This window comes from Saccharopolyspora sp. NPDC047091 (assembly GCF_040643635.1).
GTDB lineage: Bacteria > Actinomycetota > Actinomycetes > Mycobacteriales > Pseudonocardiaceae > Saccharopolyspora_C.
Window position 1 is genome coordinate 67,566 of the sequence record NZ_JBEYUS010000020.1, and the last position, 12,792, is coordinate 80,357.

A 12,792-nucleotide genomic window follows, 5' to 3' on the forward strand; every position below is an offset into this window, starting at 1 on the left:
GGGTCGTTCAGCGGGGTTGCGGGATGTTCTCCCAGGCGTCCTCGCGCAGCAGCGCGCCGAGCCGCCGCACCGCCCGGTACTGCAGGGCGCGCACCGCGCCCCCGTCGCGGCCCATCCGGCTCGCGGTCTGCTCCACGGTCAGCCCCAGCGCGAACCGCAGCACCAGGCACTGGTGCTGGTCGTCGCTGAGGTCACCGGCGCGGGACCACAACCGGGCGGCCATCATCCGGTCCAGCACCAGGTCTTCCAGCGCGTCGGCGCTGCGCCGATCCGGGTCGAAGTCGGCGGTGACGACCTCGCGGCGGTTGCGCGCCGACTTGACGTGGTCCAGCAGCAGGTGCCGGGCGATGGTGACGAACCAGGCACCCGGGTCGTCGCTGCCGCGCCGGACGGTGCGGATGCTGTGCAGCGCCCGCGCGAACGTCTCGTGCACGAGGTCTTCGACGGTGCTGAAGTCGTGGATGCGCGCGCACAGGAAGTGGCTCACCAGCGGCCGGTACCGCTCGTAGAGCCTGCCGAACGCGACCCGGTCGCCGTGCTGGGCCCGTTCCACCAGTTCCCACGCCGCCTCCCCGGTCAGCGGTTCCGGGGCGCGCACCGCGGCGGTCATGCCGCCCTCCCGGTGCGTTCCGGGGCCGCGCCGGGTGGTCGCCGGTTGCCTGCGGTGTCGTTCACTGGGCGCCTCCACGATCGACGGTGATCCGGGGAAGGGTCGGCGCACCGGGCGTGCTGGCTTCTCCACGTGCTGTTCGAGAACCCGGCGCGATGCGAATTACGATTAACATAGGTGGCGCCGTAGAAGACCGTCAAGGCCGCGACCGCCTGCCCTGCCACGAAGAGCGCCGAAGTGTAAAGTCGGCGCGCGACGGTGCGGCGAGCAACGGAGGTATCACTCATGGCATCTCCGAGCACCCGCGGAACCGGCACCCGTGGAACCGGGACCGGCACCTCGCGGCGGCGCACCGGCGACCGGCGGGCGCAGATCTCCGCCATCGCCGCGGAACTGTTCAGCGAACGCGGCTACCACGGCGTCGGACTCGGCGAGATCGCCTCCGCCGCCGGGATCACCGGGCCCGCGATCTACCGCCACTTCCCCAACAAGCAGGGCATCCTGGCGCACGCGGCCCGCGAATTCGCCGCGGCCCTCACTGAATGCGCTCGGCAGGCCGACGCCGAACCCGGCAGCGACCGGGACAAGCTCGACGCCGTCGTCGGCGCGGTCGCCGAACTGGTCGTGCACCGCCGCCGCAGCATCCGGCTCTACCAGTGGGAAGCGCGCCACCTCGACGACGAGGACCGCAGGCACGTGGCCCGCTGCCTGGGCGAGCTGGTCTCGGTGCTGGCGCACCGCCTCGCCGCCGTGCGCCCCGAGCTGAACCCGGGCACCGCGCGGCTGCTGGCCTCCGCCGCGCTCAGCGGAATCGCCGGCTGGTCCACGCACCGGATCGCACTCGGCGACAAGGTGGCCGAATCGCTGCTGCGCTCGATCGCGGCGGTGCTGCTGGCCGCCGAACCACCGGCCGACTCCCCCGCTTCGGCCGCACCGGCCGGGAACGGGGTTCCCGAACTCGCCGCGCGCCGGGAGAAGCTGCTGGCGGCCGCCGTCCCGCTGTTCCGCAGGCGCGGCTTCCACGCCGTGAGCATGGAGGACATCGGCGCCGCGGCCGGCATCAACGCCTCCAGCGTGTACCGCCACTTCAGCGGCAAGGCCGACCTGCTGGCCGCCGTGTACTACCGGGCCGCCGACCGGCTCACCTCGGCCTGCGGGCAGGCGGTGGCCGACGCCCCGGACGCCGAGGCCGCGCGCCACGGGCTGGTGGCCGCCTACGTGGACTTCGCGTTCCGCAACCGGGACCTGCTCGCCGTCTACCTCTCGGAGTACAAGAACCTGCCCACCGGCGACCGGCACGAGCTGCGGCGGGCGCAGCGCGACCACGTGCGGCAGTGGACGGTGGTGGCGGAGCGGGTGCGCCCGGACGCCCGGCACGTGCAGGTGACCGCGCAGGCCGCGCTGAACGTGATCAACGATCTGGCGATGGCGAGCCGGCCGGTCGCCACCCCGGAGCAGGCCGCGCACCTCGCGCTGGACGTGCTGCACCGCGTCTGATCACCCGCCCTCCGGCCGAATCGCACCGCACCCGCCCGGGTGAATCGCGGGTCGCACCTGCACCGCTCCATTTGCGCTGTTTTCGCCGTAGTCGCAGGTGGTTCCGCCGATCCTTGCCACTAAGTTAATCGGGATTTACAGTTCACCTCGGGTGCGGCCCGTCTCGGCCGACCACTCCCCGAGGGATCACGTCCGGCCATCCCGGAAGGAAACGACCATGCCCCGAGTCCTCAGCGACGAGCGACGCGACTTCGTCCAGGCGATCTCCGAGTTCTGCCGCCGCGAATGCGGCAGCAAGCAGCAGCGCGACGAGCTCACCGACGGCGGGACGCACCTGCACAACCAGGAGCTCTACGCCAAGATGGCCGACCTGGGCTGGCTGGGCGTCTACATCCCCGAGGAGTACGGCGGCGCGGGTCTCGGCATGACCGACCTGTGCCTGTTCCTGGAGGAGACCGCCTACGGCCGCGCCCCCATCGGCGGCTTCGCCACCACCATCATCTCCGCCGCCGCCTACGCGAAGTTCGGCACGCCGGAGCAGCAGCGCACCGTCCTCGACGGCGTCGTGCGCGGCCGGGTCGAAGCGATCTCCATGTCCGAACCCGGCGCCGGCTCCGACGTCGGCGCGCTCACCTGCAAGGCCGAACGACGCGACGGCGGCTGGGTGATCAACGGCCAGAAGACGTGGTGCTCCAACGCGCACCTCGCCGACCACGTGCTGCTCATCGCCCGCACCGGGACCGGCGGCAGCAAGCACGAGGGCCTCACCCAGTTCATGGTGCCCACCGGCACCCCCGGCCTGCAGGTCCAGGGCATCGACACCATGGGCGGGCGCGAGGTCAACGACCTGTACTTCACCGACTGCTTCGTGCCCGACGACGCCGTGGTCGGCACCGTGGACCAGGGCTGGAAGCAGCTGATGGCCGGGCTCAACCTGGAGCGGATGATCCTCGCCGCGCTGATGCTCGGCACCGCGCGCCGCGCCTTCGACGACACCGTCGCCTACGTCAAGGAACGCGAGCAGTTCGGCCGCCCCATCGGCACCTTCCAGGCGCTGCGGCACCGGATCGCCGACATGGCAACGGAATTGGAGTGCGCCCGGCTGCTCGTCGACGACGTGGCGCGGCAGATCGACGAGGAACCGGACCGCACCTTCCCGCGCGAAGCGTCGATGGCGAAGCTCAAGTGCACCGAGCTCGCCAAGCACGTGTCCCTGGAAGGCATGCAGATGCTCGGCGGCTACGGCTACGCCACCGAGTACGGGATGGAGGCGCTGCTGCGCTCCACCGTCGTGTCCACCGTGTACGGCGGCACCAGCGAGATCCAGCGCGACATCATCGGCAAGACCTACGGGCTGTGAGGACGACATGACCGACACGCCCGTGGCACCGCGGCTGCGCTCCACCGATCCCGCCGACGGCAGCCTGGTCGCCGAGTTCGACGTCGACGGACCCGAGCAGGTCGCCGCCGCCGTCGCCCGTGCCCGCACGGCCGCCACCTGGTGGGCCGGACTCGGCTTCGCCGACCGGGAGCGCCGCCTGCTGCGCTGGGCCGCGCACCTGACCCGGCACGCCGAGGAGATCACCGCGCTCGTGCGCGCCGAGAACGGCAAACCGCGCGACGACGCCTTCCTCGAACTCACCCTCACCCTGGAGCACATCCGCTGGGCCGCGCGCCACGCCCGATCCGTGCTGCGGCCGCGCTCGGTCTCGCCCGGCCCGCTGATGGCCAACCACGCGGCGCGGATCGAGCAGCGGCCGCTGGGCGTGGTCGGTGTGATCGGGCCGTGGAACTACCCGCTGTTCACCCCGAACGGCTCCATCGCCTACGCGCTCGCCGCGGGCAACGCGGTCGTGTTCAAACCCAGCGAACACACGCCCGCCGTCGGGCGGTACTACGCGGAGGCGTTCGCGGCGGCGAACCCGGACGCGCCCGCGGGCGTGCTCACCGCGGTGCAGGGCGGCGGCGAGACCGGTGCGGCGCTGTGCAGGGCCGGGGTGGACAAGCTCGCGTTCACCGGCTCCACCGCCACCGGCAAGAAGATCATGGCGACCTGCGCGGAGACGCTCACCCCGGTGCTCGTCGAGTGCGGCGGCAAGGACGCGCTGATCGTCGCCGCCGACGCCGACCTGGCCGCGGCCGCGGACGCCGCCGCGTGGGGCGCGATGTCCAACAGCGGGCAGACCTGCGTCGGGGTGGAGCGGATCTACGTGGTGCGCGAGGTCCGGGAGGCGTTCCTCGCCGAGCTGGAGCGCAGGCTGCGCCAGGTGCGGGCCGGGGTGGACTACGGGCCGATGACGGTGCCCTCCCAAGTGGAGATCGTGCGCGGGCACGTCGAGGACGCGCTCGCGCACGGCGGCACGGCCCGGGTCGGCGGCGCCGACTCGGTGAGCCCGCCGTACGTGGATCCGGTGCTGCTGCTGGACACCGACGAGGATTCCGCCGCGGTGCGCGAGGAGACCTTCGGCCCGACGGTCACGGTCCGCACCGTGGACTCGGTCGACGAGGCGGTGCGGCTGGCCAACGCCACCGAGTTCGGGCTGGCGTCGACCGTGTTCTCCCGCGGGCGCGGGATGGAGATCGCGCGGCGGCTCCGCGCCGGGGCCACCTCGGTGAACGCGGTGCTGGGCTTCGCGGCGGTGGCGGCGCTGCCGTTCGGCGGGGTCGGCGCCTCCGGGTTCGGCCGCATCCACGGCGCGGAGGGGCTGCGGGAGTTCAGCCGCCCGCACTCGTTGACGCGGCAGCGGTTCGCGATCCCCGGCATGGCGCTGATGAGCTTCGAGCGCACGGCCCGGACGATGCGCCTGGTGGAGCGGATCGTCCGCCTGCGCCACGGTCGAGCCCGCTGAACCCGGGCGGCCCGCTCCCCGGCGACCGGGCCGCCCACCCCGGCGGGATCAGGCGACGACGTAGTCGTCCTGGAGGGGTTCGCCCGCGAGGAAGCGCCGCACCGAGTCCTGCACCCCGGCCGCGTAGCGCTGCTGGGCTTCGAGGCTGGTGCCGGACACGTGCGGGGTCAGCGCGTGCCCCGGCATGCTCCGCCACGGGTGGTCGGCCGGCGCGGGTTGCGGGTACCAGACGTCACCCGCGTAGCCGCCGAGGTGCCCGTCCTCCAGCACCCGCACCAGCGCATCGGTGTCCACGAGCTGTCCGCGGGCGATGTTCACCAGCCACGCACCGGGCCGCATCGAGCGCAGCCGTTCCTCGCCGAACATCCCCTTGGTCTCGGACGTCAGCGGGCAGGACAGCACGATCGCGTCCGACTGCGCCACCAGGTCGTCCAGGTGCTTGAACCGGGCGCCGAACACCGCTTCTTCGGTGGTGCTGCGGCGGTGCCGGGTGTTGTACAGCATCCGCACGTCGAACCCCTTGAGCCGCAACGCGATCCGCTGCCCGATCTGGCCCATGCCGATGATGCCGACGGTCTTGTCCTCGACGTCGTGCGACCGGGCGGCGATGTCGGCGATGTCCCAGCGGCCGTCCACCACCTGCCGGTAGGCCGGGAGGTAGTTGCGCACCAGGGCGAGCAGCTGCATCACCGCGTGCTCGGCGACGCTGACCACGTTGCTGCCGGTGATCTCGGCGACGGTGATGCCGAGCTCGGCCGCGGTGTCCGAGTCGATGTGGTCGGAACCGACGCCCGCGGTCAGCACCAGCTTCAGCCGCCGCGCCCCGCGGAGGTCGTCGCCGGAGAGGTAGGTGGGCCAGAACGGCGTCGTGATGAACACGTCGGCGTCGGGCAGGTGCTCGCGCAGGGCCTCGTCCCGGTCGCTGAGCACGACGTACTCGTGGCCTTCGGATTCGAGCTGCTTGCGCAGGCCCAGCGCGCCTTCGGCGCTGCCGAGCAGCTCCAGCCCGGAGTGGTCGACGTGCTGCTCGGTGGGACCGGGGTACAGGACGGCAACGAACTTCACGGCCGCCTCCTTACTGCCTGTCTCGCTGCGGGATCGATGTCCGATGTATGTCCGGCACACGGCGACATCGCCGTCCTCGCGAGGAAGCCGCTGAGAGAGCGTTGTGGATCTGGGTTGGCCAGACAAGATCACCCCCGCCAGGATCTCGTTGTGTGTATGCAAGCGAGGGACCTGGCGGGGATGATCGTCGGTCATGGGTATCCGTCGAGTCTGAGTGATCAGGAGTGGGCGGTGCTGGAGCCGTTGATGCCCGTGCCGGACCGCAGGAAGGGCGGTGTGGCACGGAAATACGGTGACCGGCTGGTGTTGGACGGATCTTGTTCGTGCTGCGGTCGGGATGTGCGTGGCGGATGCTTCCGCGTGCTCTGCCGCCCTGGCACACCGTCTACCGCTGGTACCGGCGATGGGCCGCCGACGGCACCTTCACCCGCCTGCACGACATCCTCCGAGACCGGCTCCGCACCCACACCGGCCGTGACCCCGCCCCGACTGCGGCGATCCCGGACGCCCGGTCGATCGTCACCGGTGAAGGAGGCAGCGATCTGGGCTACGACGCCGGGAAACGCACCCGCGGACGGAAACGACACCTCAAGACCGGGGCGAGCGCGGCGGCCGAGAGATCCTGCGCCGCCTGAGCAGTCGTTACCGATCGATCACCCGTGTCTGGGCCGACGGCGGCTAGGCGGCCCGAAAGGCGGCGGCATGGAAACCTGGACCCGCACCGAACTCGGAGTCACCCTCGACATCGTCACCCGGCCCGCCACCGCACGAGGCTTCACCGTCCTCCCCCGCCGCTGGGTCGTGGAACGCACCTTCGGCTGGCTCACCCGCCACCGACGCCTCGCCCGAGACAACGAACCCCTCCCCACACACCTAAACCACAGATCCACAACACCCTCTGAGAACCAACGAACGCCGGACTCGGGTTCGGGGAAGGGTCATGAGACGGGACCGAGTCCGGCCGCGGGGAGGAGCTGGGCGGAGTAGGGGCTGAGTTCGATGGGCCCGTCCTCACCGACGACGACTGTGCCGCCGAGGTGGGCGAGGTGGCGGTTGTAGGCGTAGTTCGGCTCGAAGGCGAAGCTCATTCCCGGCACGAGGGTCATCTCGGCGAGGAACGCGGGGTAGTCGGAGACCTTCGGGTACCCCTCGGTGCCGGGGATGGTGCTGAAGACTCCTCGGCCCTTGCCCACCGAGAGACCGGGGTTGAGCGAGTGGACGGCGATGAGGAACGGCCAGCCGTCGGCGGCGTCGATGGGCTCGTGCATGGCCTCGACGACGTCGCCGAAGGTACCGCCGGGGCGCAGGGCCCTCAGCCCCGCGTCGTAGGCGGCGCGGGCGACCCGGCCGGCGCGGTGGAAGTCCGCGTGCACCTCGCCGACGGTGATGGTGACCTGGTTCTGTGCGTGACGCCCGCCGAAGTTGGAGAACACCTCGGCGTAGATGACGTCGCCCTCGGCCAAGACGCGCGGGGCCCCGGGCCGCTGTCCCCACGACGGGATCCCGGCGGCGATCACGTCCGGCCCGGACCACAGGTGCATCGCCGGCGGCAACGAGCCGTTCCGGTAGCCCTCGGCCATGCCCGCCGCGTACACGTCGCTCTCCGGGACGCCGGGAGCCGCAGTCGCGACCATGGCCCGCACCATGGCCTCGCCGATCGCGGCGGAGTGCCGGAGCACGGCGATCTCCTCCTCGCCCAGCGGCATGATGAGCTGCCCGAAGGCGAGGTCGACCGGACGGAACTCCGCTTCGGGGAACCGGTCGAGGACCCTGCTCCACTGACCGTGCGGAATGATCCCCTCCGGATTCCACGGCAGGTGCGCTCCCAGGCCGACCACTCCGATGGCAGCCTTGTCCAAGCCCAGTCCGGACAGCGTCTCGATGATGGTGGCGGAGTGGCGGGTACCGCGCAGGTTGTGCGGCGGGATCCACATCTTCTCGCCACGTCGGGAGGCTTCGAGGTGGTCCATGACGAACATGGGGCCCGGCAGCAGCGCGATCGGCTCACCGGTCCGCGGGAAGACGACGAGCGATCCCGGCCGGCTGTTGGTGAACCAGGTGTCGTAGGCGACCGGCGCCGGGCCGGCGTCCTCGTGCTCGCCGTAGACCAGCAACGCGTCCAGCCCCTCGTCGGCCAGGAAGGACCTCGCGAGGGTGTAACGCCGGTCGCGCTCGGTGAAGGAAAAGGTCGGTACCTCGGTGGTGGTCATGCGTCTCGTGTCTCCGTGCTGGGTGTGTTCGGCTGGGTGGGGTGTGCTGCGTGTGCAGGCGTCTGACCGCGGAGGAGACCGATCAGGAACCGCATTCCTGCCCGGACGTCGGTCCAGCCGGACCGGGATCGGAGCCGGCCGCTCGCGTCGGCGTCGATCAGGCCGTGGGTGGCCGCGAAAATGATGATCCCGAGGTTGTGGCTCGAGGACGGTGGCAGGGCGCCGGCCTGCTGGCAGCCGGCGACGATGTCGGAGAACACCCGCAGCGCCGTCTCGGCGGCGTCGCCCAGGTCTCCGCCCTGCGCGGCGACGTCGGGCGTACCGAAGAGCAGCCGGTAGCGCGCCGGATGATCCTGGCTGAACCGGATGACGACATCGAGCGCGTCGAGCAGGCTTTCCACCGGAACCGGGGACGATTCCCTGATCGTCGTCCAAGACTCGGTGATCGCGGTGAAGTCGGCCGCAGCGACAGCGGCGAGCAGGTCATCGCGGCTCGTGAAGTGTTTGTAGGGCGCGTTATGCGAAACTCCGGTCGCGGCGGCGACTGCGCGTAGCGTCACGGTGGACTGCCCGCCCTCGTCGAGAAGTTCCGCGGCGGCCGCCACCAGCCGTTGCGCGGTGTTCATCGGACTCGGGCGGGCTCGTCGTCCGCCGCGCGCGCGACGAGCCGTGCCGAGTCCTCCCACAGTTTCTTCGCGCGCCGCCTGTCGTAGGTTAGATGGGCCGACCGGACGGAGGACAGGGTCCCGTCGTTGGCCTGGAAGTACTCACCGGAGCGGTCCCCGTACTCCGGGGAGCTCGCGAGCTCGGCCAAAGACGCCCCGGAGAACCCGACGTCGGAGACGACACCGCCGATGCGCTTGGTCAACCACGAGAACAACGAGGTGGCCGCGAACCACTGAACGGCCTTCGGCATGTCACGCAAGAATCCCGTGGTCGGCACCGAACCCGGGTCGAAGGCGATCGACACCACCGTGCTTCCGGCGCCGCGGAGCCGACGGTCCAGCTCGTAGGCGTACATCACTGTGCACAGCTTCGAAGTGGCGTAGCGCTTACCGGCGCTGAGCGCCTTGCGGCCGTCCTTACCGTCGTTGGCCAGCGCGACGGCGTCCGGCTCGACCGCGGCACCGACCATCCTGCCGTCCCTCGAGTCCCGATCGTGGGTGCCGCTGGCGGTGAACACGACCCGGGCCGCCTCCCCCAGGTACGGCAACAGCAGATCAACGAGCAGGAAGTTCCCGAGGTAGTTCGTGGCGAACGTCGTCTCGTAGCCCTCGGGGCTGTAGGTGACCTCGCCGTCGAAACGGCCCCCGGCGTTGCAGACGAGCCCGTCGAGCGAGTCGATCTCGCCGGCTTCACAGAGCTTGGCCACCTCGGTGGCGGCGCCGCGGACCGAGATCAGCGACGACGTGTCGAGCAGCAGCAGGGTCACCGACACCGCGTACTCCGCCGTGAGCGCGTCCTTGACCGGCTGCATGCGCTGCGCGCTGCGCCCGGCCAGGACGAGATCGGTGCCCCTGGCTGCGAGCTCACGGGCCGCCGTCAGGCCGATGCCCGAGTGCCCGCCCGTGATGAGAATCGTGGACATAATCGAAAACCTCCAAGTTGACAACGTCAACCTACCAGGCAGGTGGACACTGTCAACCAGTGCGGCCTGGGGTGAGCCCGCCGTCGTGCTGAGCCAGTTACTGGGCCTGTCCGTCGCCGGCGCGGTCCGACGGTCCCTTCCTCGACGGGGCCAACGGCAACGTCTACGCGGCCGGCATCACCCGGCGGGCCCGCAGTTGACTTAAGAGTTGGCGGTCGACGACGCGGCTTACCCGACCATGCCGCGGATGAGTGGGATGGCGTCGACCAGCGGGATCAGCTGGGTGACGTCGTTGCGGTGGCCACCGGTCGCGGTGACGGCGAGCCGGACGATCAAGCGACAGATGTACGGCCGCGCGGGCTTCCCCCTCCTGCGCCGCCGCATCCTGCTCGGCTAAGAGCGTGTCTCAGTTGGCTTGTTGGAGTCGTTTGAAGCAGACGAGGGCGACTGCCAGGGCGAGGAAGGCTTTGAAGGTGTCGACGCGACGTTCGTAGCGCAGGGTCAGGCGGCGGTAGCCGGTGAACCAGGCCATTGAGCGTTCGATGACCCACCGGCGGCGGCGCCGGTGTCTCAGGTGGTCGGCTGCTCAGCGGCTCCGCCGCTCACAGGAAACCGACACGACCCGCCGGGCAGGTTCAGAGACAGGCGGTGAGCGGGGTGGGCGTCTTCGTGCCCTCCCGGCTACCCGCTCCGCGCGGATCGACACCGGGTCGTTCGCGGATTGATTTCAGTCGACACTGAACACATTTGGTCGGCAGAGAACGTCGGGCGAGAAGAACGCCCCGCCGCTCGGACGGGGCGTTCAACCGATGATCAGTCGACCAGCGCGCCGATGAACGAGGCCGCGGGCCGCAGCCGCGGCAGCAGCGTCGCCTGGTAGGCGTGGTACAGGTCGGGCTTGCCCTCCCAGACCGTGGCCGCCGGCCGGTTGTGCTCGTCCAGCTCGTGGCGCCAGGAACCGAGCTCGCGGTCCACGAAGAACCGCTCGGCGTGCTCGGCCCAGACGGCGAACCAGCGGGCGTACTCCTCATCCCCCGTCGCCTGGTGCAACGCCCACGCGGTCGCCAGCGCCTCGGCGATCACCCAGTGCAGGCGGTTGCGCACCACCGGCGTGCCGTCGAAGTCCGTGGTGTAGACAAAGCCCTCCGCGCCGTCCACGTACCAGCCGTCGCGGACCGCGGTGGCGAACAGCTCCCGCGCGTCGTCGAGCAGCCAGCCGGGCGCCTCCTCCCCCAGCGCGTGCCGCACGTGCAGCGCCAGGCGGGACCACTCCAGCAGGTGGCCGATGGTCACGCCGTACGGGCGGAACTGGTCGGCGGGCTTGTCCCGGTTGTAGTCCAGCCGCACGTTCCAGCTCGGGTCGAAGTGCTCCGGCAACCGCCAGCCGTTGTCGCGGGCGAAGCGGTGCACCACGTTCTCGACGATGCGGGCGGCGCGGTCGGACCAGCGGCGAGCACCGGTCACGTCGGCGGCGGCCAGCAACGCCTCCACGGTGTGCATGTTCGCGTTGACACCGCGGTAGGGCTCCAGCTCGGCCCAGGAGCGGTTCCAGGAGTCGGCGACCAGGCCGTGCTCCTCCTCCCAGAAGTGCGCGTCCTGCACCGCGAGCGCGTCGTCGAGCAGCTCCCGGCCACCGTCCGCGCCGATCGCAGCGGCGCTGGCGGCGGCGAGCACCACGAACGCGTGCTCGTAAGCGCCCTTGTGGTCGGCGACCGGACCGGCGGCGGTAACCGAGGCGAACCAGCCGCCGTGCTCGTCGTCGTGCAGCAGCCCGCGCAGCGCCGCCACGCCGTGCTCGACCCGCGGCCGCAGATCGTCCCGGCCCTGCGCGACGGCGAGGGCGAGCACGTGCGTGGTGCGGCAGGTGATCCAGGTTTCCACCGGCCGCTCCGGCACCGGCGCGCCCGCGGAGTCCAGCCAGGCGAAGCCGCCGTCCGGGTGTGCGGCGGCCGCGGCGAAGGCGAGCACCCGCTCCGGCTCGACGCGCACCCACTCCGGCACGAACGCCTGCGATTGTTCGGTCACGACGCCTACCTTCCGACGTTTCGGGCGCGGGGCCCGTTCGATCCGACCGGTCCCGGGTTCCGCCGGACGGTCGGTGGTCCGAACCACCAGCTTCGCACAGCGAATCGCCGCCGCACCACGGCGCCTCCGGTGGCGCGACCGTCTCGTCCACAGTGGATTCTCGGCTCGTGGCCGGGTGATGACGGGCGGTCAGCGGCGCCCGGCACCGGGGCCGAGCACCGCGGGCGCGGACGGCACCGCGCTAGGAGTCGCCGGGCCGGGCGGCACCGGACCCGGAGTCGCCGGGCCGGGGTCCACCGGAACCGGAATCGCCGAGCCGGGCCTCGCCGGACGTGGAGTAGCCCGGCAGGGCGTCGCCGGACCCGGAGCCATCAGACCTGGAGTCGCCGGACCGGGCGGCACCGGACCTGGAGTCGCCGGACCCACCTTCGCCGGACCGGGCGTCGTGGAACCGGGGTGTCCGCCCGTCGAACGCAGCGCGCACCGCCTCGACCTGGTCCGGGCCGCCCAGCAGCGCGGCGAGCGCGGCCTGCTCGGCGGCGAAGCCCTGCTCCAGGTCGACCCGCCCAGCGGCCTCCAGCAACCGCTTGGCCTGCCGCACGGCCTGCGGGCTCTTCGCGGCGATCTCGGCGGCCAGCTCGTGCGCGGCGGCGACCGGGTCCGCCTCGACCCTGGTCGCGAGACCGAGCCGCACGGACTCGGCGGCGGCCACGACCCGGCCGGTGAAGGTGAGCTCCTTGGCCACGTCGCGGCCGACGAGCTCCGGCAGCACCTGGGTGCCGGTCATGTCCGGCACCAGTCCCCACTTGATCTCCAGCACGGACAGCCGGGCGTCCGGCGCGAGCAGCCGCAGGTCCGCGCCGAGCGCGAGCTGCAGCCCGCCGCCGTAGGCGACGCCGTGCACCGCGGCGATCACCGGCACCGGCAGCCGCCGCCACCGGACCCGTC

Annotated in this window: 11 protein-coding genes and 3 pseudogenes; 5 read left to right on the top strand and 9 right to left on the bottom strand. The window is 71.5% G+C overall.

What is annotated here, in order from left to right; translation table 11 throughout:
• Positions 1-7 precede the first annotated feature (7 nt).
• Positions 8-610 carry a sigma-70 family RNA polymerase sigma factor gene (locus ABZ805_RS11920; RefSeq protein WP_358438069.1) on the bottom strand — a complete coding sequence of 201 codons (603 nt, stop codon included), beginning with the start codon at positions 608-610 and terminating at the stop codon, positions 8-10.
• A 285-nt stretch (positions 611-895) separates the two neighbouring features.
• Here ABZ805_RS11920 and ABZ805_RS11925 point away from each other — a divergent pair, with 285 nt between their 5' ends.
• The 3 genes from ABZ805_RS11925 (at position 896) to ABZ805_RS11935 (ending at position 4,956) form a co-directional block, all read left to right on the top strand.
• Complete coding sequence (locus tag ABZ805_RS11925) at positions 896-2,107, top strand: TetR family transcriptional regulator (RefSeq protein ID WP_358438072.1); 1,212 nt, start codon at positions 896-898, stop codon at positions 2,105-2,107.
• 217 nt (positions 2,108-2,324) lie between these two features.
• A complete protein-coding gene (locus ABZ805_RS11930) occupies positions 2,325-3,467 on the top strand; it encodes an acyl-CoA dehydrogenase family protein (protein WP_358438074.1) in 1,143 nt (380 codons plus the stop codon).
• A gap of 7 nt (positions 3,468-3,474) precedes the next feature.
• The gene (locus tag ABZ805_RS11935; protein ID WP_358438077.1) at positions 3,475-4,956 is read left to right on the top strand and encodes an aldehyde dehydrogenase family protein; all 1,482 of its coding nucleotides are present in this window, start codon (positions 3,475-3,477) and stop codon (positions 4,954-4,956) included.
• Between the two features lie 48 nt (positions 4,957-5,004).
• Here ABZ805_RS11935 and ABZ805_RS11940 read toward each other — a convergent pair whose 3' ends face one another.
• A complete protein-coding gene (locus tag ABZ805_RS11940) occupies positions 5,005-6,021 on the bottom strand; it encodes an NAD-dependent formate dehydrogenase (protein WP_358438080.1) in 1,017 nt (338 codons plus the stop codon).
• A 323-nt stretch (positions 6,022-6,344) separates the two neighbouring features.
• On the opposite strand from ABZ805_RS11940, the gene ABZ805_RS11945 reads away from it, so the two are divergent.
• A complete protein-coding gene (locus tag ABZ805_RS11945; RefSeq protein ID WP_358438115.1) occupies positions 6,345-6,656 on the top strand; it encodes a transposase in 312 nt (103 codons plus the stop codon).
• A 100-nt stretch (positions 6,657-6,756) separates the two neighbouring features.
• Positions 6,757-6,879: pseudogene (locus tag ABZ805_RS11950) on the top strand (transposase); the annotation flags it as partial.
• A gap of 80 nt (positions 6,880-6,959) precedes the next feature.
• On the opposite strand, the gene ABZ805_RS11955 reads toward ABZ805_RS11950, so the two are convergent.
• From ABZ805_RS11955 to ABZ805_RS11985, 7 genes and pseudogenes are all read right to left on the bottom strand, one after another.
• Entirely contained in the window at positions 6,960-8,231 is a 1,272-nt protein-coding gene (locus ABZ805_RS11955) for a M24 family metallopeptidase (protein ID WP_358438083.1), read from the bottom strand.
• Positions 8,228-8,857 (bottom strand): TetR/AcrR family transcriptional regulator, encoded by a 630-nt coding sequence (locus ABZ805_RS11960; RefSeq protein ID WP_358438086.1) that lies wholly within the window; start codon positions 8,855-8,857, stop codon positions 8,228-8,230. Before ABZ805_RS11960 ends, ABZ805_RS11955 begins: the two co-directional genes overlap by 4 nt.
• Entirely contained in the window at positions 8,854-9,819 is a 966-nt protein-coding gene (locus tag ABZ805_RS11965; protein ID WP_358438089.1) for an SDR family NAD(P)-dependent oxidoreductase, read from the bottom strand. Before ABZ805_RS11965 ends, ABZ805_RS11960 begins: the two co-directional genes overlap by 4 nt.
• Before the next feature lie 240 nt (positions 9,820-10,059).
• Positions 10,060-10,149: pseudogene (locus ABZ805_RS11970) on the bottom strand (IS5/IS1182 family transposase); the annotation flags it as partial.
• A gap of 76 nt (positions 10,150-10,225) precedes the next feature.
• Positions 10,226-10,378: pseudogene (locus ABZ805_RS11975) on the bottom strand (transposase); the annotation flags it as partial.
• 254 nt (positions 10,379-10,632) lie between these two features.
• Entirely contained in the window at positions 10,633-11,844 is a 1,212-nt protein-coding gene (locus tag ABZ805_RS11980) for an AGE family epimerase/isomerase (RefSeq protein WP_358438092.1), read from the bottom strand.
• A gap of 241 nt (positions 11,845-12,085) precedes the next feature.
• Positions 12,086-12,792: enoyl-CoA hydratase-related protein (locus ABZ805_RS11985; protein ID WP_358438095.1), on the bottom strand; the 707-nt coding region annotated here is incomplete at its 5' end.